Source organism: Methanolobus sp. WCC1, assembly GCF_045690315.1.
Classification (GTDB): domain Archaea; phylum Halobacteriota; class Methanosarcinia; order Methanosarcinales; family Methanosarcinaceae; genus Methanolobus; species Methanolobus tindarius.
Genome location: NZ_CP146979.1, coordinates 1,248,051 through 1,274,041, shown reverse-complemented (window position 1 = coordinate 1,274,041; position 25,991 = coordinate 1,248,051). Strand labels below are relative to the sequence as shown.

25 protein-coding genes are annotated in these 25,991 nt (G+C 39.0%); 16 read left to right on the top strand and 9 right to left on the bottom strand.

Features of this window, described 5'->3' with window-relative positions; genetic code table 11:
- Positions 1-21 precede the first annotated feature (21 nt).
- From V7O61_RS06240 to V7O61_RS06170, 15 genes are all read left to right on the top strand, one after another.
- Positions 22-1,125, top strand: a complete 1,104-nt coding sequence (locus V7O61_RS06240; RefSeq protein ID WP_288070326.1) for a hypothetical protein — start codon at positions 22-24, stop codon at positions 1,123-1,125.
- A 302-nt stretch (positions 1,126-1,427) separates the two neighbouring features.
- The gene (locus V7O61_RS06235) at positions 1,428-2,534 is read left to right on the top strand and encodes a hypothetical protein (protein WP_407282408.1); all 1,107 of its coding nucleotides are present in this window, start codon (positions 1,428-1,430) and stop codon (positions 2,532-2,534) included.
- A 227-nt stretch (positions 2,535-2,761) separates the two neighbouring features.
- Complete coding sequence (gyrB, locus tag V7O61_RS06230) at positions 2,762-4,666, top strand: DNA topoisomerase (ATP-hydrolyzing) subunit B (protein ID WP_023846321.1); 1,905 nt, start codon at positions 2,762-2,764, stop codon at positions 4,664-4,666.
- Positions 4,667-4,677: 11 nt separating this feature from the next.
- A complete protein-coding gene (gene gyrA, locus V7O61_RS06225) occupies positions 4,678-7,188 on the top strand; it encodes a DNA gyrase subunit A (RefSeq protein WP_407282409.1) in 2,511 nt (836 codons plus the stop codon).
- Positions 7,189-7,292: 104 nt separating this feature from the next.
- Positions 7,293-8,189, top strand: a complete 897-nt coding sequence (gene pdxS / locus V7O61_RS06220; protein ID WP_023846319.1) for a pyridoxal 5'-phosphate synthase lyase subunit PdxS — start codon at positions 7,293-7,295, stop codon at positions 8,187-8,189.
- Positions 8,190-8,285: 96 nt separating this feature from the next.
- Positions 8,286-8,879: a pyridoxal 5'-phosphate synthase glutaminase subunit PdxT gene (pdxT, locus tag V7O61_RS06215; RefSeq protein ID WP_407282410.1), complete on the top strand. Its 594-nt coding sequence runs from the start codon at positions 8,286-8,288 to the stop codon at positions 8,877-8,879.
- A gap of 271 nt (positions 8,880-9,150) precedes the next feature.
- Positions 9,151-10,383: an NEW3 domain-containing protein gene (locus tag V7O61_RS06210; RefSeq protein ID WP_407282411.1), complete on the top strand. Its 1,233-nt coding sequence runs from the start codon at positions 9,151-9,153 to the stop codon at positions 10,381-10,383.
- 1 nt (position 10,384) lies between these two features.
- On the top strand, positions 10,385-11,287 hold the full coding sequence (locus tag V7O61_RS06205) for an ABC transporter ATP-binding protein (protein ID WP_407282412.1): 903 nt from the start codon (positions 10,385-10,387) through the stop codon (positions 11,285-11,287).
- Positions 11,288-12,337: an ABC transporter permease gene (locus V7O61_RS06200; protein WP_407282413.1), complete on the top strand. Its 1,050-nt coding sequence runs from the start codon at positions 11,288-11,290 to the stop codon at positions 12,335-12,337.
- A gap of 199 nt (positions 12,338-12,536) precedes the next feature.
- Positions 12,537-13,133, top strand: a complete 597-nt coding sequence (locus V7O61_RS06195; RefSeq protein ID WP_407282414.1) for a hypothetical protein — start codon at positions 12,537-12,539, stop codon at positions 13,131-13,133.
- A 2-nt stretch (positions 13,134-13,135) separates the two neighbouring features.
- A complete protein-coding gene (locus V7O61_RS06190) occupies positions 13,136-13,768 on the top strand; it encodes a helix-turn-helix transcriptional regulator (protein WP_407282415.1) in 633 nt (210 codons plus the stop codon).
- 222 nt (positions 13,769-13,990) lie between these two features.
- Positions 13,991-14,398, top strand: coding sequence for a pyridoxamine 5'-phosphate oxidase family protein (locus V7O61_RS06185; RefSeq protein WP_023846316.1), 408 nt, complete (start codon positions 13,991-13,993; stop codon positions 14,396-14,398).
- Positions 14,399-14,785: 387 nt separating this feature from the next.
- Positions 14,786-15,643, top strand: a complete 858-nt coding sequence (gene modA, locus V7O61_RS06180) for a molybdate ABC transporter substrate-binding protein (RefSeq protein WP_407282416.1) — start codon at positions 14,786-14,788, stop codon at positions 15,641-15,643.
- A gap of 71 nt (positions 15,644-15,714) precedes the next feature.
- Complete coding sequence (locus V7O61_RS06175; RefSeq protein WP_048136281.1) at positions 15,715-16,503, top strand: ABC transporter permease; 789 nt, start codon at positions 15,715-15,717, stop codon at positions 16,501-16,503.
- 35 nt (positions 16,504-16,538) lie between these two features.
- On the top strand, positions 16,539-17,582 hold the full coding sequence (locus tag V7O61_RS06170) for an ABC transporter ATP-binding protein (protein WP_288070428.1): 1,044 nt from the start codon (positions 16,539-16,541) through the stop codon (positions 17,580-17,582).
- A 283-nt stretch (positions 17,583-17,865) separates the two neighbouring features.
- On the opposite strand, the gene V7O61_RS06165 is transcribed toward V7O61_RS06170, so the two are convergent.
- Together V7O61_RS06165 and V7O61_RS06160 are read right to left on the bottom strand one after the other, a co-directional pair.
- Positions 17,866-18,945, bottom strand: a complete 1,080-nt coding sequence (locus tag V7O61_RS06165; RefSeq protein ID WP_288070426.1) for an outer membrane lipoprotein-sorting protein — start codon at positions 18,943-18,945, stop codon at positions 17,866-17,868.
- 232 nt (positions 18,946-19,177) lie between these two features.
- Positions 19,178-19,624, bottom strand: a complete 447-nt coding sequence (locus V7O61_RS06160) for a HEPN domain-containing protein (RefSeq protein WP_407282417.1) — start codon at positions 19,622-19,624, stop codon at positions 19,178-19,180.
- A 233-nt stretch (positions 19,625-19,857) separates the two neighbouring features.
- Here V7O61_RS06160 and V7O61_RS06155 point away from each other — a divergent pair, with 233 nt between their 5' ends.
- The gene (locus V7O61_RS06155) at positions 19,858-21,129 is read left to right on the top strand and encodes a hypothetical protein (protein ID WP_407282418.1); all 1,272 of its coding nucleotides are present in this window, start codon (positions 19,858-19,860) and stop codon (positions 21,127-21,129) included.
- A gap of 51 nt (positions 21,130-21,180) precedes the next feature.
- Here V7O61_RS06155 and V7O61_RS06150 read toward each other — a convergent pair whose 3' ends face one another.
- From V7O61_RS06150 to V7O61_RS06120, 7 genes are all read right to left on the bottom strand, one after another.
- Positions 21,181-21,600 carry a 30S ribosomal protein S6e gene (locus V7O61_RS06150; RefSeq protein ID WP_288070420.1) on the bottom strand — a complete coding sequence of 140 codons (420 nt, stop codon included), beginning with the start codon at positions 21,598-21,600 and terminating at the stop codon, positions 21,181-21,183.
- Positions 21,601-21,674: 74 nt separating this feature from the next.
- Complete coding sequence (gene infB / locus V7O61_RS06145) at positions 21,675-23,450, bottom strand: translation initiation factor IF-2 (protein ID WP_023846308.1); 1,776 nt, start codon at positions 23,448-23,450, stop codon at positions 21,675-21,677.
- A 101-nt stretch (positions 23,451-23,551) separates the two neighbouring features.
- Entirely contained in the window at positions 23,552-24,001 is a 450-nt protein-coding gene (ndk, locus tag V7O61_RS06140; protein WP_288070418.1) for a nucleoside-diphosphate kinase, read from the bottom strand.
- Positions 24,002-24,014: 13 nt separating this feature from the next.
- A complete protein-coding gene (locus V7O61_RS06135; protein WP_023846306.1) occupies positions 24,015-24,203 on the bottom strand; it encodes a 50S ribosomal protein L24e in 189 nt (62 codons plus the stop codon).
- 10 nt (positions 24,204-24,213) lie between these two features.
- Positions 24,214-24,429 (bottom strand): 30S ribosomal protein S28e, encoded by a 216-nt coding sequence (locus V7O61_RS06130; RefSeq protein WP_023846305.1) that lies wholly within the window; start codon positions 24,427-24,429, stop codon positions 24,214-24,216.
- 22 nt (positions 24,430-24,451) lie between these two features.
- Entirely contained in the window at positions 24,452-24,808 is a 357-nt protein-coding gene (gene rpl7ae / locus V7O61_RS06125) for a 50S ribosomal protein L7Ae (RefSeq protein ID WP_023846304.1), read from the bottom strand.
- Positions 24,809-25,117: 309 nt separating this feature from the next.
- Positions 25,118-25,975: a hypothetical protein gene (locus V7O61_RS06120; RefSeq protein WP_288069359.1), complete on the bottom strand. Its 858-nt coding sequence runs from the start codon at positions 25,973-25,975 to the stop codon at positions 25,118-25,120.
- Between the last annotated feature and the right edge of the window lie 16 nt (positions 25,976-25,991).

The window sequence follows — 25,991 nt, the reverse complement described above, 5'->3', positions numbered from 1 at the left end:
GAACTGTCCTCTATGTTACAATTGAAACTTGTTCAGGAGTTCCTTATTAACATGTATTCTATTTTATCAAATAGGGAAATTGCAACAATAATTTGGTTTACTTTATTTTTTGCATATTTAGTATCCCAAAAAAATTTAAGGCAACATATCCATCTAATTATAAAAAATGCCTTGAAAACTAAATTACTACTATACTTTCTTTCATATTTGGTATTCATAGTCTCAATAATTATTATATTATACAATTTCAATTTCTGGGAGGTTACATACCTTAAAGACACGATAATATGGTTTATTTTTTCAGGATTGCCACTTGGCGCATTTGTAATAACGAATAAGATAGACAACGGTTTCTGGAAAAAATTACTTATAGAAAATCTAAAACTAATAGTCATTGTTGAGTTTATTATCAATTCATTCGTTTTTCCACTAATAATTGAGTTATTTTTACTGCCATTTATAGTAATTGTAGTAGTATTCAATACATATGCACAATATTATGAAAAAGGAAAAGTTTTTGAAAAGCCCACAAATATCATTTTATCACTTGTTGGTTTATTCCTTTTGTCTTATTCTTTCTATATGTTGCTATCTGAAATGGACTCAATTGTGAATGTAAGCTATATCAAAAGTTTTTTGTTTCCTGTGATTTATTCAATTGTATCTGTACCATACCTATATTTTTTAAAAGTTATTACACAATATGAATTAATTTTCATGAGATTAAAGCTTGGAATAAAAAGAACTAGGAAACTTAACTTACTAATTAAATTACGTTTAATTTTGTTTTGTAATATTAATATCAAAAAACTGCAGGTAGCTACGAACATGAATAATTACAATTTAATGTCAATATCATCAAAAAACGATATTGATGATATGATTAGAAGTTATAAGCTAAAAGACAAAAAATTAGAAAAACCTACAGACATAGAATTTGAGATATACAATTATTTTGAAGATCTTTGTAATGCTGAGTGGAGCAAAGTGGATATGAACAAAACCAATCAAATTGTTGATGAATATAAAATTACGCAGGATGTTGCAAAACATTATAGTATTTCTAAGGAAGAAGTAGATTATATTTGGTTGAAAGTTAGTGAGTATCAAAGACTTAAAAATTAAAGTTGTCTTCCATAAAATTATTATCTTTCTCTGCTTTTACGTTTTTATTGCCATGATAAATATCTATACGTTTAAACTTCAACTCTCCTTCATTTGCTTAATTCTTCAAATAAGCCGCCACTCCTATGCTTAATTCCTATTTGGCGTGCATTCTCAGGAGTTAGTTTGCCAAAACTCGGAGTTACATCTACCTCATCAAAAGAAATCACACCCTAACCCCACACAGCCGAATAAGCATTTAATCAATGAAAAACAATATTCAGCATACTTATTAAATTGAAATATGAGGGGGAGTCTACATAATGAAAATGAGCTTACAAGCTTTATGTAAAATTATGCTGCTGGCTGTTACTTTTATGCTTTTCTGCCACACTGCGGCAGCATATACCACAATTGAAGGTGGAGACACAATTGTTATTGATGATGTAATTGATGACGACATAATCGTTGCCGGTGGAAATATCATCATCGAAGGAACCGTCAATGGTGATGTTGTTGCTGCCGGTGGTACGGTTGAAGTGAAAGGAACTATTGAACAAGACCTCATCGTTGCTGCAGGAGATGTGACTATCAGCGGTACTGTAGGCGATGATGTAAGAGTTGCATCAGGAACACTCACAATCTATGGAGATGTTCAGGATGATGTACTCTCAGCTACCGGAAAGACAACTCTTGCCGATGGAGGATACATTGGGGGAGACCTCTCAGCCGCTTCAGGAAAAGTTACTATTCTCGGAGACATCGATGGTAATATCGAAGCTTCTGCAGAAGAGATCGATCTTCAAGGTAATATTGGAGGAGATGCAGACCTGAATGCTGAGAAAATATCAATATCATCTGAAGCATCCATAGATGGTAATCTTGAATACAAAAGCAAATCCGAAACTAAGATAGAAGAAGGAACAGTCGGGAACAATGTTCAGTATACAAAGATGGAATACCGTGACAATGGAGGAATTGTCTCATCCCTGTTAAGCGGACTAATTTCGTATCTAGGACTGGTTCTGATAGGTCTTATAGGACTTGCAATATGGCCTGAGTACATGAAAAATATCGCTGCTAAAACTTCCGAATCTCCGGGAAAGGCATTTTTAACCGGATTGCTGGTATTGATACTGGCATTCATAATTGCATTCCTGCTCTTTGTTACTATTATCGGAATTCCACTGGGACTTATAATGCTGATCACTCTTGTAGTAATGCTATACGTTTCAAGGATAATAGCTTCAATATGGATAGGGCGTTACCTGCTGGATAAAATGGGCAAAAGTTCAAGGACAATGAATGAAATGGCATTTGGGCTTCTGGTGCTGCTACTTGTCAGTGCTATCCCCATAATCGGTGGTCTTGTATATCTGGCTGCAACACTGATTCCTTTCGGTAACATCTACATGACAGCAAGAAACTGATTTTTCAGTTTCTATCTTTACTTTTTTAATCAATTTTATATAAACATTTAATAAGCATGAATGCATATTAGAAGCCGGACATTTTAAGTAAAAATAAGAAACGAGAGATTAAAAATTAATATTTCTTTGACTGTATTCTGAGGGACGAACTAGTGTACGTTATAGACACGAACCAATTAACATTGTTAATCAGGATTATGAATTTTTTTCACGGAGCTGTTATTTAAATGAGTGAAAAACAAGCTTATGATGCAAGCAATATTCAGGTACTTGAAGGACTGGAAGCTGTTCGCAAACGTCCGAGCATGTACATCGGAAGTATCGATGGCAGGGGACTTCACCATCTGGTCTACGAAGTGGTGGACAATAGTATCGATGAAGCACTGGCCGGATATTGTACACAGATAGACGTATCAATAAACCATGACGGGACCATCACAGTCCTGGATAACGGACGAGGTATTCCGGTTGGAATGCATCCGAAATACAATAAATCCGCACTTGAAGTTGTAATGACCATCCTCCACGCAGGTGGTAAATTTAACAAGGACACCTACAAAGTTTCAGGTGGTCTGCACGGAGTCGGTGTTTCAGTCGTGAACGCACTTTCCGAGTGGATGGAAGCTGAGGTTCAACGTGACGGGAAAATTTACTACCAGCGCTATGAGCGTGGAACTCCTACGGATGAACTTCTGGAGATTGGAGAAACTTCCACAACAGGTACAAAAATAACCTTCATGCCGGATTCAAGGATATTTGAAACTACAAAATTCGTGTATGAAACTCTTGCAACAAGGCTTCGTGAACTTGCATTCCTCAACAGGGGAATAAAAATAAGCATATCTGATGACCGTGAGGAAGAAAGGGTCGAAGAAAAATTCGAGTACGAAGGCGGAATCATTTCTTTCGTGGAACACCTGAACCATAATAAGAACTCACTTCACGAACCACCGATATACTTTGAAAGAACAAAGGACGATACTGTTGTTGAAATTTCAATGCAGTACACAGATAGTTATGCCGAATCTGTTTTCTCATTTGTCAACAACATCAACACCCACGAAGGTGGCACGCACCTTGTTGGATTTAAAGCAGCACTCACAAGGGTTGCTAATGATTACATAAAAAAGAACAACCTTACAAAAGGAGATGCAAAACTTTCAGGCGACGATATTCGTGAAGGTCTGACAGCGATTATCAGTGTCAAGATTACAGAACCACAATTCGAAGGGCAGACCAAGACTAAACTTGGTAACAGCGAAGTTAAGGGAATTGTGGAATCCATGGTTTCAGAAGGACTTTCCGAATACATGGAAGAGAACCCTAAAGTTGCCACTGCCATCCTCCAGAAAGCTCTGGATGCACAACGTGCAAGGGAAGCAGCAAAGAAGGCTAGGGAACTCACACGCAGAAAGAGTGCCCTTGATGTCAGCACACTTCCGGGAAAACTGGCAGATTGTTCCGAGAAGGATCCATCCGTAAGTGAACTCTATCTTGTAGAGGGAGACTCTGCAGGCGGTTCTGCAAAGCAGGGAAGAGATCGTAAGAATCAGGCTATCCTGCCACTCAGGGGTAAGATTCTCAACGTTGAAAAAGCACGTTTAGCAAAAATCCTCAAGAATAACGAGATTCTTGCATTCATAACTGCAATGGGTACCGGAATTGGTGATGACTACGACATCGAAAAAGCACGTTACCACAAAGTAATCATCATGACTGATGCTGATGTTGACGGAGCTCACATCAGGACTCTCATACTTACATTATTCTACAGGTACATGAAACCCATGATAGATGCCGGTTATGTGTACATTGCACAGCCTCCTCTTTACAAGATAAAGAAGGGCAAGGCAGAGTATTATGTTTATTCTGACCGTGAACTTGCAGCAAAACTGGAAGAGATTGGTGACAAGGGCGTTGGTATACAGCGTTACAAGGGTCTTGGTGAAATGAATCCTGAACAGCTCTGGGAAACAACAATGAACCCTGAGACAAGAACACTGCTTCAGGTCACCATGGAAGATGCTGTTGCTGCTGATGAAATGTTCACCATCCTTATGGGTGATGACGTAGCGCCACGTAAACACTTCATTACAACGCATGCAAAGGACGTTGCGAACCTGGATGTCTGAGGTGAAGAAAAATGGCAGATAATATTGATGATAATAATATTCAGGACGATGGGGAGAAAAATCCTCAGCAGGAACTTACCTTTGATATCCAGCCAACTGATACAGGCGAGAAGATAGTTCCCGTTCTTATTGAAGACGAGATGAAGAACTCATTCATGGATTATGCCATGAGTGTAATTGTAAGCCGTGCTCTGCCGGATGCAAAGGACGGTCTCAAACCAGTTCACCGAAGAATTCTCTATGCCATGAAAGAGGCAGGAATTACCTATGACAAGGCTTACAAGAAGTCAGCCCGTGTAGTGGGAGACGTTCTTGGTAAGTACCACCCACATGGTGATTCCGCTGTTTATGATTCCCTTGTCAGGATGGTTCAGGATTTCTCACTGAGATATCCGTTCATAGACGGACAGGGTAACTTCGGTTCAATAGATGGTGATTCCGCTGCTGCTATGCGTTACACTGAGGTCCGCATGGACAAGATATGTGATGAGATGCTCCTGGATATCGATAAGGAGACTATTGCAACACGTCCCAATTATGACGGTTCACTTGAAGAGCCGGTTGTGCTTCCTGCAAAACTTCCAAACCTGCTTATTAACGGGTCAACAGGTATTGCAGTTGGAATGGCAACTAACATGGCACCACATAATCTTACAGAGGTTATCAATGCAACCATGATGATGATCGAGAACCCTGAGGTAACAATACCTGAACTTATGACAGCAATCAAGGGACCGGACTTCCCGACTGGCGGTGTCATACAGGGTAAACAAGGTATCAAATCAGCTTATGAGACCGGACGTGGAAGAGTTCAGGTCAGGGCTGTTGCTGAGATCGAGGAAATGAAAAAAGACAAGTACCGAATAGTTGTCTCCGAACTTCCATATCAGGTTAACAAAGCAAAACTCATTGAGGACATTGCAAGCCTTGTCAGGGACAAGAAAGTTACTGGTGTTTCCGACCTGCGTGATGAATCAGACCGTGAAGGTATCAGGGTTGTAGTGGAACTGACACGTGGAACAAATGCAAATGTAGTGCTTAACCAGTTGTACAAGCACACCCAGATGCAGACAACTTTTGGTATTATTAACCTCGCACTTGTGGATGATATTCCAAGAGAACTTAACCTGAAACAGATACTTCGCATTTATCTTGATCACCGTATTGACGTTATCCTTAAGCGTACCCAGTTCATGTTGAAAAAAGCAGAGGACAGGGCTCATATACTCAAAGGTCTCAAGATTGCCCTTGACCATCTGGATGAAGTTATTTCTCTTATCCGATCTTCCGCCAATGTTGATGAAGCAAAGGAAGGACTCATTTCAAAGTTCGGTCTTGATGAAATACAGGCAAAGGCTATCCTTGATATGCGTTTGCAGAAGCTCACCGGTCTTGAAAGGCAAAAGATCGATGATGAATATGACGAACTTCTCAAGCAGATTGCTGAGTATAAGGCAATTATTGAAAGTGATGAAAGAAAATATGTAATTATCAGGGACGAACTTACTGACCTGAGAGAGCGTTTCGGTGACGAGCGCAGAACTGCAATTAAATCTTCTGTAGAGGAACTTGAAACCGAGGACCTTATTCCTGAAGCTGAGATGGTTGTAACTATCACAAACAGCGGCTACATCAAGAGGCTTCCTGTTGACACATATTCCAAGCAGCACAGGGGCGGAAAAGGTGTCATTGGAATGGATACCAAGGATGAGGATTTCGTTGTGGATATCTTTGTTGCATCTACCCACGATTATATCATGTTCTTCACAAACCAGGGTCGTGTACACTGGCGTAAAGTCTACGAGATTCCTGAAGGCAGCAGGCAGTCCCGTGGAAAAGCCATTGTGAATTTGCTTGAACTTGGAGAAGGTGAACTTGTAACAGCGATGATAACGGTAAACGAGTTCAAGGAAGACGAATTCCTGTTCATGGCAACCCGTACAGGTACTGTGAAAAAGAGCCAGCTTTCTGATTTCAGCAACCCACGTAAGAAGGGAATTATTGCCATAAGTCTTGTTGAAGGTGATGAACTTGTCAACGTTGCACTTACAGATGGTTCCAGAGAAATGATGATGGTATCACAACATGGAAAAGCTATCAGATTCCCTGAAGAAGAGGTACGTGTCATGGGCAGATCCGCCAAGGGTGTCCGTGGAATGAACCTTGAAGAAGGCGATATGGTAGTAAGTCTTGATGTTGTGGACGATGATACCGCACTTCTCACAATAACCGAGAATGGTTTTGGAAAGAGAACAGAATTCGATGAATACAGGGCCATGCACAGGGGTGGACGAGGTGTGATAACCATTGTTACAAGTCTGCGTAACGGACCTGTCATCAATGTAAAGGCAGTTCATGAAGATGACGATGTCATACTAACAAGCTCAGAAGGCATAATCATTAGAATACCTGTGAAGGATGTACGTATCCAGGGCAGGAACACCCAGGGTGTTAAGATCATGAACGTGCGTGCCAGCGACAAAGTCGTAGGAGTAGCAAGAATCAGACCTGATGAAGAGTAGATGTAAATGCTTTTAAGCATTAACTATATCTAGTAGGCTGAATAGGTAGGCATTAAATCAAGAACTGAACTATAACTATATTATAACTAATTCAGGATGATATTATGGAACTTGAGAAATTAAGACACGGTACCGAGCTTATTAAGCGCGGCTTTGCAAAGATGCAGAAAGGCGGCGTCATTATGGATGTTGTAAACGCTGATCAGGCAAAGATCGCAGAAGAGGCCGGTGCTGTTGCAGTTATGGCACTTCAGGCTGTTCCTGCAGACATCAGGAAAGAGGGTGGAGTTGCAAGGATGGCAGATCCACAGATAGTAGCAGACATAATTGATGCTGTTACAATCCCTGTTATGGGAAAGGCACGTATCGGTCACTTTGTTGAAGCTGAGATCCTTCAGGAGCTTGGTGTTGACATGGTTGATGAGTCTGAAGTACTCACACCTGCAGATAACAAATACCACATTGACAAGACAGAATTCACAGTTCCTTTCGTATGTGGTGCAAGAAACCTTGGCGAAGCACTCCGCAGAATTAACGAAGGTGCTGCAATGATCCGTACAAAGGGCGAAGCAGGAACCGGAGATGTCAGCGAGGCTGTCAAACACATGAAACAGATCATGGGTGAAGTACGCTCACTTAAAGGTAAGACAAAGGAAGAACTCATAGCAGTTGCCCGTCATATCGAAGCACCTATTGAGCTTGTTCTTGAAACTGCAGAGATGCAGCGTATTCCTGTTGTAAACTTTGCAGCTGGCGGTGTTGCAACACCTGCAGATGCAGCTCTTATGATGCGCATGGGTGCTGACGGTGTTTTTGTCGGTTCAGGAATCTTTAAGTCTGAGAATCCTGAGAAGATGGCAAAGGCAATCGTTGAAGCTGTAAACAACTACGACAAGCCAGCAGTACTTGCAGAAGTATCCAAGGGCATTGGCGCAGGAATGAAAGGAATCAGTGTTGATTCTATTCCTGAAGGAGATATCCTTCAGACCCGTGGATGGTAACCCCATCCCCAATTCTTATTTATTCTGATTATTATTATTGTTGTGATTTATTTTATTTACAATACTAACCTTACATACTAACTAAAACGTGATCATATGAAAATAGGTGTTATTGCTATTCAGGGAGATGTTTCCGAACACGTTGAGGCTCTTGAAAATGCCCTCAGGCAGCGTGGAGAGAATGGAGAAGTTGTTACTATCAAACACAAGGGAATCGTCCCTGAATGTGATGCACTTGTACTTCCAGGCGGAGAAAGCACAACCCTTGGAAAGCTGCTCATGCGTGAAGGCATCGCCGATGAGATTAGAGAGATGAACGCAGCAGGCAAACCAATCATGGGAACCTGTGCCGGTCTTATTCTTCTGGCAACTGCCGGAGACGAGCAGGTAGCCAAAACCCACCAGCACCTTTTAGGACTCATGGACACCACAGTCAACCGAAATGCCTTCGGAAGACAGCGTGATTCCTTTGAGATCGGACTTGAACTCCCATTCCTCGACACATCATACAACGCAGTGTTCATCAGAGCACCGGGAATCGTTGAAGCAGGAGATGATGTAAAAGTCCTTGCTAAAATCGATGATATGATCGTAGCTGCTGAACAGGGAAATGTTCTGGCACTGGCATTCCATCCTGAACTTACTGAGGATCTGAGGGTTCACCAGTATTTCTTGGATAAGCTGTTTTGATTTTATATTTTAATAACTTTGACTGTAGCTGGATTATCTTACCCCGGAAACTGCTAGAAATCCAGTTCAGCTAAAAAGTCCAATTCTGCTATTTTTGTATACAACCATCCGCACAGTCAATTCACATCATAATTGGCGCTTTAAATACCGTATCACTGGTTACATGCAATGTTTCATGTTTCTGAAACCTGTTTCAGAGTAAATCAAAATACCGTTTCAGCCTTCTATTGTCATATTTCCGATTTGCAGGAAATATTCATTGAGGTCAAATATGAATGCTGGATATCATAAAAACGAAAAAGAAGTACCAAGGATAGGAAGCACAAAAAGATCTTTGATCTTTTTATTAACCTTTACATTTGTATTCACTACATTTTCTTTTTTAGCTACAGCTGAATCTGTCAAAATTGCAGATATGAACGATTTTGAGAAGGAAGGATGGATTGAAGAAATCCTGGATCTTCCGGCAAATGATGAAATAGAACTGGACAATTATACTATCAGTTACAACCAGTTTTTTTCTAATAGCACAAATACAGCCTTCATTGAACAAATATCAATATCAGAAAAAAGGATTGATAAACATGGTTCTGAAAAGTATTACCTGATAAAGTCTTTTACCGGAAATGAAAAGATAAAGGAGCTAAAAAACAAGAGCATTTTACTTGACAGAGATACTATTGTAATCAATATCGAATCCTATGAATATAGTAAGCTCAAATTAAAAATATGTTCAAAAAGAGACGTTTTCTCTGAAATAAATATATCAACAACTGTTCCGGAATTTATACTTCTTTATCAGGATGAGACTATTAGTATTCCTATAAAAATTAACAACAGTGAGCTCATAGACGAAATAATATCCCTCAAGGCTTCCGAATCTGATTTTTACGCTCATAAATTCATTGATGATGGCTTCAGAGTAAACAAAATAAAACTTAATTCCGGAGAGATAAAAGATATTACTCTGGAATTAAAGATTGACAAATATTGCACTCCCGGAGATTACAATTTCACAATAAATGCTTCCGGAAGGTCATCCTCACTTCTCAGTATTCCTTTTACCGTGGAGGAAAACACAAACAAGTCTGAAAAAAGTCTTGCTGTTCAACTCTCAAAACTCTATGTTTCAGGTAAAGCCGGATCTGAACTAACCATACCTATAAGAGTTACAAATACCGGTGATACAGACTTGAAAGAAATTAAACTTGAAATAAAATCTCCGGCGGAGAACTGGGATGTCGAAGTCACTGAAAAAAAGATAGATTTTCTGAAATCAAAAGAGTACGAGACTGTAGACTTAACCGTACGAATTCCAGCCTCTGCGGAGAACGGGGATTACTTTGTGGACATAAAAGGAGCAACTGACGGAGTGGAAACTGTAGACACAAAATTGCGTGTAAATGTGAAACCACAATCAAATTCAGCATGGGTAGGAATTGGAATTATCATTTCAGTTGTATTATGTTTATCTATTGTATATAGAAAATATGGAAGAAGATAATATGAAGAAAATACTTGAAATAACAAACGTTACCAAAAAATATGAGGACCTGACGGCAGTGGATAACATATCTCTAGATATCTATGAAGGTGATATGATAGGGCTCCTTGGACATAACGGAGCAGGTAAAACAACGCTTCTTGTAATGCTTGCGGGATTAACACTTCAGACATCTGGAAGTATAAAAATTCTTGGCCAGGATATCGAAAAAAACATGATGCTGCTAAAAAAGAACATCAGTTTTCTTCCGGACAACACAACTTATTATGAAAATCTGACAGCAAGACAAAACCTTGAGTATTATTGTGAACTTGCGGATGTTGATAAATCCAGAGTCTCCGAGCTTCTTGAACTTGTTGGCATGAGCAAATGGGCAGATAAGAAAGTAGGTGAATTCTCAAAAGGAATGACACAAAAGATAGGATTTGCACAAATGCTAGTTAAAGATCCTAAAATCATTTTTCTTGATGAACCCACGTCAGGCCTGGACCCTAAAGCCCAGGCAGAAATGAATGCACTCCTGAGAAAATTGAATCAAAAAGGGATTGCAATAGTTGTTTCTTCTCATGTATTATCAGAGATCAAAGATCTCTGCTTAAAAGTTGCTATAATGAAACAAGGACAGTTGGTGGCATATGATACTCTTGAGAATCTCTCTAAACAGGAAAATCATAATGTCATCAGACTTGAAACAAAAGATGCCGACAAAACTGCAAGCCTTCTTAATTCAATGAAAGATCTGTCATTTGTCCAGGAGAATAACATATTCAGAATCAGTTCCGATTATGATATCAGAGATACAATTGGTTCTGAACTTTATAAAAACCAGATTCCAATTCTCACTCTGGGTTATGAAACTGAAGATATCTATGATGTCTTTGATAAGTATTATCAGGTGGTTTAAATGAAAAACAGCAAAGTAGCAGTAATTGCAAAAAAAGAATTCTTTGACAGCATGAAAAGCAGAACCTTCCTCACCATATTCGGGATATTCCTGGTTTTAATGCTTGCTTCCTCAGTTACCGGTGTTAATAATTTCAGCGAGCAACTCGAGAATTATCAAAAAATGCAGGCTGAAAATCAGGGAGCGGAAGAAGAAAACATTTTTACATACTTCCCAGAGCCTGAACTGACATCAATACTATTTCAGCAAATGGTGACACATATAGGAATAATAGGTTCAATACTGGCTATAATCCTTGGATATAATACCATTTCAGGAGAAAGAGAAAGGGGAAACCTGAAGCTTCTACTGTCATATCCCCTGTACAGAGAAGATGTAATCAATGGTAAACTTCTTGGAAAGATTGGAGTACTGGTGTTAACACTCGTAATCACATCAATATTGTCAGTTGCCGTGGCACTGGTTATGGGAATGAATTTAACGGGTTCCGATCTTGTTGCCATTACAGTATTCATGGTAATTTCAATTATGTATCTGGTCACATTCCTGGGAATAAGCATCTTTTTTTCCACCATCTCTAAAAACGGAGCAAGCTCAATGCTCAACACATTCATGTTCTGGATAATAAGTACAATGATAATTACTTCTTTTTCAGGTGCAGTTGCGGATGCAGTGGTTCCAGTGGAGGAAACAACATACTATGCAGTAAATGCCATGGATACTGTTGTTGTTACTACTGTTGGTGATGACTTTGTATCTGCAAATGGAGATCAAGGAGAAAGCATGTACGATAGATTTCAAAGAAGATGGAAAATTCAGAATATGATAGAATCTTTCATATCGCCGACCCAGAACTATGAACAGATAACTAGCGCCATTGTTGGAAATGATATGAGCAATATTATGCTTTCATCTGTTTCCTCACAAAGCGAAGCCAGCATGTATGAGATCCTGATGGGCAAGATAAGCAATATTATTGCAATGCTTGTATGGCTGATAGTTTCACTTGTGGCAACATATATGGCTTTTATGAGACAGGATATAAGATAGGTTAAAACATAATCAATGGGAGCTTTTGGGTTATTAAAAAATCACATATTCCCATCAAAAAATGGGATAATGAATTACTCTGTGTCTGAGTACATATGTATAAAAATGTACTCATTTCTTATTTTCACAAACTTACCCATATACAAAAATGATAAATATAAACAACACATGATTAAAAATTTATATTAACGGGAAAAATATGAAACAATATAAATTTAGTGTGATAATTCTTGTGCTGACACTCTGCATAATTGCTATTGCACTTGGTTATGCTGGTAGCAAGAACATTCCTGCAGAGAGTGCTACAACTGTCAATATAAAAATAAGTTCTGCCGGAATGGTCATTCCCCAATATATGATTACCAGTGAAGTGGAAAATATATTGCTTGAGATTGATCAGGAATACCCTGGTAGTGTTATATATTCTGACTACGAAGTAACATTGGTTGATTACGATGCGATTAACAAATTCAAGCAATCCATAGATGAGAACGAGGTTGACTTCGATCTGGATTCTGTTTATTCATTTTACAATCTTGATAGCGGCGCAGTGATATCTAATATCGAGTTTTCCCCAGTATACAATTCAATAACCATATCCTATGATGAACTGGACAAATTACTAAACGGAGACAATGATACAGTTTCGTATTATAGAGACTTGTTAAATAACAGCCAATCTGACATATTAAATCCTGATGAAAACGTAACTACCATCATTGTTTGTGATGCCTATAATGCATCAAATGGAAAAAACAGTGTAGCCTTCGTCACAATTAACTCATCTGGAGAATAACAATGGACAGAAAGGAACTGGTATATGCAATAATTCTTGCCGTATCATTGTTCTCTCTTTCATTGGTTCTTTTTTCCCAGGGAACTACCAGTCTTTCTGTTTCTCTGAGTGATGAAAAGCCTTTTGCCGTCATTATCCCAACGATGTTCACGATGAATAAAGTGCTCATAATGATTGTGCTAGCCTCAATTGGAGCCCATAGCCTTACTATGCTCACTTCACGCCTTGAACAAATCCAGGAGTCATCAAATCCAGTGCTAATTGAAGCAAGGAATGAAATAAAATACCAGACTGCCTACGAAGAAGAGGAAAAGGGGAGACTTTTTAGCAATGATGGTGTCCACAAAAAAATAGAGCCATCGCAAAAGCTGGATTTAAATGAAGATCAGGTAAATGCATTACCATTCAACGAAACAGAGCATAAAAAGAAAGTTATTACAGATGTACTCCAGGGTGACGAGAAAGAACTATATTTAATAGTCTGTGAGAAAAAAGAGATACTGCAAAGTGAACTTGTGCTTGAGTCTGGTCTTTCGAAAGTAAAGGTGAGCAGGTTATTGCAGAAACTGGAACGAAAGTCACTTCTGGTAAGAAGACCTTATGGAAATACCAATAAGGTAATACTCACCGAGTAATTCCACAAGGATTCTTTTCTGAAAATGTAAGATGAATTATAATAATCTCTAGAAAATCAAATCATGAAAATCCATTCACAAGAATTGGGTATTTTAAGATTTAATGAAGCAGGTCTTATTATTCTTTGTTTATTTTTCAAGTGATACTTGATGAAAAAGCTTAAGCTTGATTAAAGAGTACAATTACTGTACTTTTTATTTTGAAACGTAGAGGTAATATCGATGGTTAAATTAACAGATGAGATGAAAACAGAGTTTGAAAAGATGAAGATCTTCCCACTGGCAACCGCATCAAAAGACGGTGTTCCAAACGTAATTCCTATTGGAATGTGCTTCCTTCAGGAAGATTTAGAGACAATCTGGATCGTGGACAACTTCTTCCTCAAGACAATGGAGAACCTCAGGGCAAATCCAAAATGTGCAATATATGTATGGGGACCGGAGATCAATGGTTGCTTCCAGGTCAAAGGAGACGTAAAGATCATTGACCGTGGAGAGGAATATGATGAAATGCGCAAGATGGTAAAAGCAAAGAGCGACCGTTTCCCTGCTAAATTCCTTGTCAAGATGAAGATCACAGACGTCTTTGAATGTAAGAGCGGCCCTGATGCCGGAAAGAAGTTACTCTAAGTAACTTCCATTACTTCTTTTTAACTCTATTTCTACTGCCCCGTAGGAGATACTGCTACTCGTTTTGGACTCAACAATTTTTAATAACTGAGATATTTCAATCGTATTCTGTACAGCAGCATCGGAATATGCCGCCTTTGGCGGATGGTTACTTTGCTTTTAGATTGCCGGTTGTTTTTGTGGAAATGAAAAAGAGAAATTTCTGTATCACTCATATAAATAGGATTTCTACAGGCTCCCTTAGTAGGAAGTTATTTATAGTAAACATGCCAAGGAAGTGTCGTTATGTTATGTCAAACATAACACTCCGAACATTGCTACTTGGAATGATGTTGTGCTCGAAAGGGCATAACATACATTCAAGATTGATTTTAAGGAGAGGATTGGATGGTAAATAAAAAACACATTATAGTTTTCTTATTATTGATTTCCTGTATCCTGTTTCTGGGTTGTGTTGATTCAACAAGTGATTCCGTAAGCGATCAGGATGAATCAGTTTCAGACTCAGGTAATTTAGGTGAACAGGTAAGTGAAGAACCACTTCTGGTGTACTGTGGTGCCGGAATGCGTAAGCCAATGGATGAAATTGGAGTTTTATTCGAAGAAGAATATGATGTTCCTGTACAGTACAATTATGCCGGGTCCAACACACTTCTGACTCAGATTGAACTTACAGGTGAAGGTGATGTTTACATGCCAGGTGCAACCTATTACTTTGAAGTAGCAGCCGAAAAAGGATTTGTTGACAACTCCAGCAATGTTGCATATCATGTCCCTGTAATTATCACTCCGCTGGATAACCCTGCAAACATCGATAGTCTTGATGATCTCGCAAATGATGATGTCAGTGTTGTGCTTGGAGATCCACAAGCAGCAGCCATCGGTGTATTATGTGATAAGATGTTGACAAAGAAAGGTATCTATAACCAGACTGAAGATAACGTTGTTGCAAGAGGGGCAACAGTCAATGAACTTGTAACATACATCACACTTGGCCAGGCAGATGCTTCAATAGTATGGGAAGACCTTGTCAGGAATAATGATGCTGTAAATGTAATAGAAATTGCAGAGGACGATAACATCATAAAGATAGTTCCAATAGCAACCCTGACAACATCTGAGAATCTGGAAATTGCTGCTGAATTTGTAGACTTTGTGGTTTCAGATGAAGGTCACAGTATTTTTGAAGAATATGGATTCACACTTTATCCAGATGAAAAGTATGCCTATTTGGATGCTAACTGAATCTGATGAACAAATTTGAGATAAATCTAAAAAATAAAATTAAAAACAATAAAAACGAAGCAGGTGCATTAATGCAAAGAACCGGATTTAAGCATGCAAATCTTATTCTCATGCTCCTGCTTACTCTTTTCGTTTCCACTCTGATATTTCAGATAATCACTCACACAGATCCGGTAAGTCTTATCACAAATATAATTTCCCTGGAAATTCAATTTGCAATTCGTCTCAGCTTGCTGACATCTGCAATTTCAACTTTAATGTGCATACTGATAGCAGTTCCGGTTTCATATTCACTTGCAAGATATCATTTCCGTGGAAAGGCTATTATCAATACGGTTCTCGATCTGCCAATGGCACTACCTCCAATTGTTGCAGGACTTGGCTTGCTGCTTATATTCGGTACAACCAGTGTTGGGAGCTTTCTGGCGGATGTGGGACTTAAGTTCGTATTCACAGTTCCCGGGATAATCATGGCGCAGTTTGCAGTGAATATTTCCCTGATGCTCAGGATAATGCGTTCAACTTTTGAAGGTATTAATCCAAGATACGAACATGTGGCACAGACACTTGGTTGCACGCCTTTCCAGGCTTTTATCAGGACAACACTTCCTCTTTCAAAGAATGGAATGATCGCAGGTTCGGTCATAACATGGTCAAGAGGAATGGGGGAATTCGGTGCGGTGCTAATGCTTGCAGGAGCTACCAGAATGAAGACTGAGACGCTTCCAATAGCTCTTTACCTGAACATGTCTTCAGGTGAACTTGACCTTGCAATTGCTGCTGCAACCATATTGATACTAATTTCAGGGGTAACTCTCTATCTATTCGAACGCAAGGGAGGATTGGCAAAGCTCTACTAGGCATTATAGTTAATTAGGTTTGCTGAACGGTTAATATGATAGAAGTAAGTGATCTTTCAATTAAACTTGGCGAGTTTGAACTTGAAAGCATAAACCTTTGTGTAAAAGAAGGGGAATATTTCTGCATACTTGGTCCCACAGGATCCGGTAAGACAATACTTCTGGAATCGATTGCAGGTATATATTATCCGGATCTGGGTTCTATATTGATCAACAATTATGATGTAACCTGTCTTCTTCCAAAAGACAGGAATATAAGTATGGTCTATCAGGATTTCATGCTGTTTCCCAATATGGATATCAGGGGAAATATAGGATTCGGACTTCAGTACAAGGGTTTTGATAAATCTGAAATTGAGGAAAAGGTTGAAAGAATAGCAGAGCTTCTTGGAATAGCATACCTGCTTGACCGTCATCCTTCAACATTGAGCGGCGGGGAAAAGCAAAGAACGGCAATAGCACGGGCAATTATAACGGAACCTGATCTTCTTCTGTTAGATGAACCTCTGTCTGCTCTTGATTCAGGAACAAAGGCTCGTCTGAGGCAGGAACTCCTGCGGATACACCAGTTAAAGAAAACAACTACCATCCATGTGACTCATAGTTTTGAAGAGGCCTTCGCCCTTGCCGACAGAATAGCCATCATGCATGACGGTAAAATTCATCAGATAGGTACGCCAGATGAAGTTTTCAGAAAGCCGAATTCGGCTTTTGTTGCTGATTTTGTAGGTGTTGAGAACATTTTCCACGGAACATCAGTTATCAGGGATGAACTGGCAGAGATAGGGGTTAATGGACTAACCATTATTTCAAGCACACTCAAATCAGGTGATGTGAGTGTTTCTATCAGACCGGAGGATATCCTGCTGTCAAAAGACCCTATTGATTCAAGTGCCCAGAATTCATTCAGTGGTGTTCTGACTGAAATTACCAGAATGAAGTCAACTGTCAATCTTGTGATTGACACAGGAATTCCTTTAAGAGTTGTGCTTACAAAAAGAGCCTATGATGATATGGGTCTTTACCCGGGATCATGGGTTCATCTTACTTTCAAGGCTTCAGCCACTCATATTATCTGAATATGTTAAGCCTGACAAATAATTGGAAAACAAAGAACAATGCAACCATCCGCCAAAGGCGGCATATTCCGATGCTGCTGTACAGAATACAATTACAAAGGTTATTGCTTTTATACAAAGAATTGTACAGAAATACTGAAAAGAAAATGCAGGGTTTTGTAGATGACTACGAAGTACTATTAAGTACACTGTCGTTCTAAAGAGGACAAAAACCAGTTGAGTAAAAACGAGAAAATATGTAGTCCGGAAGAACTACATACATCCGTTAAAATTACAGTTTTTATTATTCCATCGATTCAGCTATCTGAATAATTTCATTCCGGTCAAGAGAAGCACTGAGAGTAAGCATAGCATTATCGTGTTTCCATTGAAGCATTAAAGAATTATCATACATGGAATAGAGATCAGCTTCCTCCCCATTGACAGAGACTGTTTCACTTTCCAGAATTATTGAATTCTGATCTATTTCTCCACTATAGAATATTTCAGTTATTATGATACCATTGTCATCATAAGAATACATCAGCGTAACTGATTCATCAATGTCTGCTGAAATAGAAGTATTACTAAACATTACGTTATTTAATTCGTAACCTACAGGTAAATAAGAAGGAGTGGTAATTTCATAGTCCGATAAATTCTGTGCCTCTTCAAGTGTCATTGAAACAGGAAGCATGTCATCAAAATTATCAATCTCTGTGACCTCTGCACCTTCAGGTATCTCGAATTCGAATTCATCATCAGATATGCCAGTATTTATTTCAAAATTTCTGTATTCTACAGTAATCTGATAGGTATCTTCTGTACCCATTTCTATTTTTAATGGAGTCCATGTTTCATCATCTACCCAGACTTTCATATCTGATGCATACAGGCTGTCTTCTTCATCTTTTGGGACCAGCATTAATATAAAAGTGTCTCTGCCATCAACATTTTCAGTACCTACAAGTGAGACATCGGTTTCGTTTAAAATATCCCCAATAATTAATGAGTAATCCATCTCAAGGTCATCAAAAACTTCCGGCATTGTCATAATTGTAACCTTGTTAGCGTCTGGGTAATATATCCACATTTTCTCTCCATCGGAGACTGTTACCTGACCTGCCATCTCTTCTGGATAGACAACAACACTTTTAGTCTTATCAGGCATCTTCTGGAGTGTCTCATACTCCATCTCCTGAGTTCCAGCTTCATTTGTCATTGTCATATGAACTGTAGCAGACATATCCTCAATGCCTGCCTGCTTTTCCTGCATTTTCTCAGCTATCTGATCAGCAGTGAAATCCTCACCTATACAACCTGAATTAAAAAGTACTGTGCTTACTAAAAGTAATACAAATAGTATTTTAAATCTCATTTTCATTCATCCACCCATAATTAAAATTACTGGCATTTCAGATATGCCAACAACATAATTATAATTTTTATATAAAATTAAAATTTTACATGTTTTGGATGGAAGATTTATATTTAAGAATTATGGCCTATAGTTCCAACTATAGTAATACTAAAAAATAAAATAAAGTTAAATAATTTTCAAAAATAGATAATAATAATAATAATAATAATAATAATAAATAATCTTTTAAACAAGATTATTCAGAATCAGTCAACAAAGATTCTCTGAATGATTCTATTTTTTTCTGGTCAAAAAGTCCTTCCACTTCTTCACACATTACCAGAATGCGCTCCATATCGGAAACCTCCGGATCACCGTGGAAATAATCATCAAGAGAACAGATATCGAATATCTTATCCATTGACCTTATCTCTTCATTGAGTTCTTCCGGTACTTTCATTAACATCTCAACAGTATCCATCAGACATGTATAATTGTGGTTGTAGGGTTCCATATCATAAAGGTAACAGAGTGCCACAAGATAACGTTCAAGAGCCAGTGAAGCTACATTGAAAACTACAGTGTGATCCTGTCCCTGTTCCAGAAATAGTTTAGCCCTGCGAAGGTATGCTTTGGAGTCACGATACTCCTTTTCAAAATCATCAAATCTTGATCTCTTCTCCATAAGTTCCAGTCTCATCATTAGCCTCCTCATCAGGACATTGTGAATTAATTCAGTATATAACTATCAGCAGCTACGAATCCTAGTTGAATAGGAATGCTATTTCCTAATTATCAAATATATAACTGACGGTAAATGATGAACTCATCATTAATCTTACTTTAAGAAGTGAATGCAAAACGTATAAGAGCTATTGACTCACTAATATATTTATAAGTAACAATTTACAAGATAATTGGCATCAAGGTAGAAAGGTGGTTCAACTGAAGCTGGGACCTCTTAATGATATTACAAGATCCCTCACCTATACACTTCAAAATGAAGCAGGTGGAAGAACTGGAATATTTTTTCAGTTTTACGTATTCCTCTGGGTCATGTTTACTACATTCTTAACAGTGACCCGCATACTTTCAGTTACCAGCAGACCTGATCCGATATATCTTGCCAGTGCACCAATGTATATTATCATTCTATACCTGCCTATCTATGCCTTCTGGATTTATGAAAAAAAAATAGGCATTGAAAGACGAAGAATCAGGGAAATGCAGGTAGTGGATTCTGTTACTGTTGACTATAAGTTTGCAGATTCTGTTGAACTGGGATTTAAAAACCCACTTTACCTCAGGGTAAATAATCCTACTGACAAGAAAATCGAGAATATCTGGATGAGAACTGTTTTTCCGGCAACAGTTCTTTGCAGTAAACCAGTCCTCTGCCTTGGCTCACTTGAACCCGGATCATCAATCTGTGCAAATATTTCATTTGTCCCTCTGGTAGCAGGTAATCTTTCCATGGGATATTATGACCTATACTTTGAGGTCGATGGACACAAACACCAGAAACCACCATACTTTTACGAGAACATAAAAATTAACCACAGTTATCTTCCACTAAATGTTGATATTGGAAACAAATTCAGATTTGGGCACGATAGCAAAATTACATTCAATCTTATTAACAAATCAAATATCGAACTTGGGGAATTGCATGTCAAGTGTTCATTCCCTGAACACATTAACTATGATAGTGCTTTTTCCGAAACAAAAAACCTCTCACCAGGATCGGTTTTCAATACTGAATACCGCATAACTCCTGCAAAAGGTGGAGAAGTTGACTTTGGAAAATATGAAGTTTTTTTTAAGATCGGGGGAAACAACTGCAAAGTAGAACCAGTGTCATTTGGAAAATACTATATCCAGACCCCCGAGGTTAATGTCAGGATCAAAATACCGGAATCATTGTATAGCGAAGTTGGCAATTCCATTGGTATATATGTTGACAATAAATCAGATGATATTCTGCATAATGTATGCTTCAATAGCTGTTTCTCATCATTTATAGAGTGTCATGATCCAAATGCCTGCATAGGAGAAATACAAGCTCATTCATCTGGTTTTACATCTCTTGTAGTAAAACCGATAAATCCTGGAAAAATTGATTTTGGAAATCTTAATTTCTCATTTGAAGTTAATGAAATAATCTGCCGTCAGGAACCCTTTGATCTTGGGGTACACAAAGTAGTATAAGAAAGAAATGTAAAGTCTGTTTATAAAAAAGATAAATAAAGAGTGAAAAGCTCACTCTTCTGTTGCTGCTTCAACTTCGTCTGCTGGCTCTTCATCGCCGCCGAGAATCTTTTCTATTGTGTCACTGCCATATTCTGCAACGACTGTGTTGATCTGGACAATGTCCGGTGCAACTTCTTTTCCGCGCATCATCTTTCTGCGGCGTACACCCTTTGATACAGGAGAGTATCCTGTTCCGTTTGCAACAAGAACCTTCTGTCTTTTTGGTCCAGGAAGGTCTGGTCTCATAACCATTCCACTTTTGTCGCTTCCACCTGTTATTTTCAATGTATATCCCGGAAGACCGACAAGTGATCCCTCAACTGTTTCTCCGATTGATTTTCCAACGAATTTATTGGCTTCAGCGCCTGTGACATCAAACTGGTATGACTTTGTCTTAGGGTCTGCAACCACTACTTTAAAATCTGCCATATTTTTTCCTCCTTATGGTTTTATTTTTCCTGTGTTTGTTATGATCTTTCTAAATGAATTGTGCATCCCATCTTTTACTTTGCCCAGAAAGGATTACCCCTTCTTTTTATTGCAAGGAATGCATCAAGTGCTTCTAATTCATCTGCCGTCATTGAGTCGTAAATTTCATGTTCCATTTTCTTTGCATGTCTTTCAGGGACATTTACAAAGAGTGTATCCTCTTCCTTAATCTGCCTTCCAACTGTAGGTCCTTCAATACCCATTGCAACTTCCATACCAATTTTAGCTTCGGAAATATTTTCTCCGCGCATCTGAAGGCCTTTTACCTTACCAACAACTTCTCCGTCTGCATTGGTAATGTCCACACCAGTTTTTACTACGCCGGCAATAATCTTAACACCTACAACTGCAGGCTTGCTCTGGCGGAATGTACAGTCAGGCATAATCTGGAATCTTCCGGGTTTTGTGATAGTATCGGATATCTCTTTCTCAGCCAGTTCCTTCTGCTTCTTAACCCAGTCTTTGTAGTCATCTATCAAACGATATATTACATCGTTTAAGAAAAGTTTTACATCTGTTGACTGAAGCTTTTCCTTTGCATCAGGAAGGATTTTCACATTGAAACCTACGATTACTGAGAAGAACGGATCCTCAATTGCAGTTACTTCGACAATATCCCTGTTACTGACATCGCCTACGTTTGCTTTTCTTATTGGAATGTCTTCTTTCTTCAGCTCGTTAACAAGTGCTTCAAGTGAACCAATGGTATCCGCCTTGATAGTGATTCCTATTGTATCTGTATCTATCTGGACATCTGCGATCTCGCTCTTAATCTCTTCTGTGATTGCATCAATGGTATCCGTACTTACAACCCTCACAGGAGAGCCTGCAAGAGCACCTTCAAGGTTAGGAGCGGATATCTTGACACCAACTGCTGCCGTGACTTCAGAAACCTGCTGGAATTTTTCCTCAGCCTTGATCTCTGAAAGAGGGCGTGGTTTAAGCAATGCCCTTATCTTTGTCTGGATAGGGTCTCCAAGACTTCCCACAACAATAGTGTCACCTTTTTTGATGGTTCCATCATAAAGAATTATGTCAAGTGTAGTTCCAAGACCTTTTTCTTCCTTTACTTCAAGGACTGTACCTGTTCCCGGAGCTGTTGCATCATAGTGCAGGTTGCCCTCAAGGAATCTCTGTGCAAGTCCGAGAAGAATCATAAGTACATCAGCAATGCCTTCGCCTGTTGCTGCACTTATTGGAATGACACCGATATTACGCTGGAAATCATTCACCCTGTCATACCTTTCAGAGTTAAAACCAATATTGTAAAGTTCTCCTATAAGCTCATAAAGCTTGTTATCAAGATCAGACTTTACACGTTCACTCTGTTTGTTATATGTAGCAAGGAAAGGAAGATTCTTGTTAGCTTCCCAGCCATGGATCCTGTCTATTTTATTAGCAACAACCACAAAAGGAGTCTTGAATCTCTTGAGGATATGGAGACTCTCTATTGTCTGTGGCATGAAACCTTCATTGACATCAACAATGACAATAGCAAGATCTGCAAGAGCACCACCTCTGCTTCGAAGAGATGTGAATGCATGATGCCCGGGAGTATCAATAAAAAGAAGACCCGGTACTATGAACTTGTCTTTTAGTGAAGGATCCCCACACTTGTTTACAATATTATCTATGGGAACCTCAGTTGCACCTATATGCTGGGTAATAGCACCTGCTTCACCATCAGCAACAGCGCTACCTCTAATCCTGTCAAGTAAGCTGGTTTTGCCGTGGTCGACATGTCCCATTACAGAAACGATTGGTGTACGTAGATTTTCATTTACAGCCATGTGCAAACCCCTTCAAAGATTATCCGGATAGTTGGAAATGAATTTAAAGGAAAGAATTTTCAGGATATTTGCAACAAGCAAACACCCTGGCTCTAACCTTTTTACTCGTAGAGACAGACCTCATCGATCTTGGTATAATTAACTATCTCTGAATCCTTGAAATGGATAGCTATCTCACGCTGTGCGGATTCTGTTGAATCCGATGCATGAACGACATTTCTGCCGGTCTCTACTGCAAAGTCTCCCCTGATTGTACCAGGAAGTGCTTCTACAGGGTTTGTTGCACCATTTACTGCACGCATGATTGCAATAGCATTCTTACCTTCAACAACCAATGAGACGGATGGCCCCGATGTTACGTATTCTATAAGTGAAGCAAAGAAAGGTCTTTCAACATGTTCCTTGTAGTGCTCCTTTGCACTTTCCTCACTCATGACACCAAGTCTCATAGCTGCGATCTTAAGACCACGTTTCTCAATTCTTGAAATGATCTCGCCCATAAGTCCGCGCTGTACTGCGTCCGGTTTGATCATAATATATGTCTGTTCCATTTAGAACACCCGATTATGCTTTCTTCAAGTATATTCTGCCCTGTTCGGTCCAGACGGTACGTCTTGGTAATCTTCCAAGTTCAAAATTGCTTTCGCATTTGGATGTGCAGAAATAATATGATGAGCCATCCTTTTTCACAAAGAGCTTACCTGTACCTGGTTCAAGAAGTTCACCGCAAAATGAACATTTTCTCTGTTCCATATCAGTCACCTCATCTGGTAGTCAGTTTCTTGGCTTCTCTGGAAGTTTCGATCAACATCAGAATGTCACCGATTCTTACAGGACCAACGCAATTACGGGTGATTATACGGCCCTTGTCACGTCCTTCGAGTACGCGACACTGGATCTGGCTGGCTTCACCATGCATACCGGTGTTTCCGATTACATCGATGACTTCAGCCGCATAGCCTGTATCTTCGTCTGCCATAACGATACCTCACGTATCAGGTTTATTTAAGTGCACTTACTTTCTGTGCGACATCTTCAACTGTTTCGCTACCCTTGCCAGCATCTACAATAGCGACTGCAGAGCAAGCGACACCGATTCCACAGGCTGCACCGAGCTCTTTCTGCTCTTTTACATAAATGTATGCAGTGTTCTTCTCTTCACAGAGAGGTGCAATATGTGCAATGACTTCAGCAGGATCGACATCCTCAGCAATTACTGCGAGCTTTGTAATGCCTCTCTCAATAGCTTTTGTCACTTCATTTATTCCTTTCTTTAATTTGCCTGTATCTCTTGCAAGTTCTACACTCTCGAGCGCCTTGTTAGCGAGTTCTTCTGGAACGTCAAATTTTGCTGCCATATTATTTTCTCCTTCGAAACCATGCTGTATACTCATGGTTTTTCATTATTCATTGTGTGCCGCCAATGCGACTAATTGGCCAATTACGATTGTAACAATGTTAATCAATAAGTAAACTGACACAAAGTTATATGCCAAAGTAATGGCTGTGAATTACTGCATTCTTAAACTATTGTTTTTATAGAATGCGCAATTGGAGTCATAAAATAACCTGTTCAGGTATAAACCTTGTGGCAGGAAAACAAAAAAGGAAGTCAGATCAGAAAAGATAATAGCATATCTTTACTGACCAATTTTACTATAATAATATCAATAATACTGTTCCATTGCAAGACTATAGAAGTTAGAAGTATTGGCTGTAACAACTACCTTTGCTATCCTTCCTTCATCGACAATTTCCACATCATACATAAGGTTTCTTTCAGTACTATTATCTTCAAGCGATGTTATTTTATCAAGCGTAGTATCAAGAGGATTCAGGAAAACCTCAGTCTTGGAATAATTTCCATCTCCCATATTCCTGAACTCAACATAGTGCTGATCAGCTATCAAATCTTCAGAACTCAGCATCTGGTATTCCGCACCCGAATCCACATAAGACATGATTTCTGAGTATTCAGTGGAAACATTGGCTGTACCTGATGAAACATCTATCACTTTTGTAAGACTGCTTGCTGAGCCCAGGAGAGTTGGAGTTCCAATAACATTATAAAGATCTCCACCTCTGGAAAGTATCTCATATCCGTTATATGAATCAGCTACCATGTACTCGAAACCAACCGTTTCTGGATTCAACACATGTGCCTCAAAAGCAAAATCATCACTGTTAGAAGCTGAATATCGCTTGACTATCAAAGTATTATAAACTGAATACAGATCAGTGATATTAGGAGCAAAGACCTGAAGAGGGGTGTTATACACTCTCGCATAATCCACATAAGCTATATTCGTTACTCCCTCCGGAGTTATTGCCAGTCCGTCTGAAATTGAATTCAAATCTGCACTAAAATGTGTTCCATCGATAACTTCAAAGCCTGGTGCATCCTGCACATCTGTAACTGTATCTTCAACATCGTTGGAATCTCCTATAAAGCTTGCAACGAAGTATGAAAAAATGGACATAACCATTATAGCAGCTAAAAAAATTGCTCCGTATTTTTGATTCATTCATTCTCCTCAAATA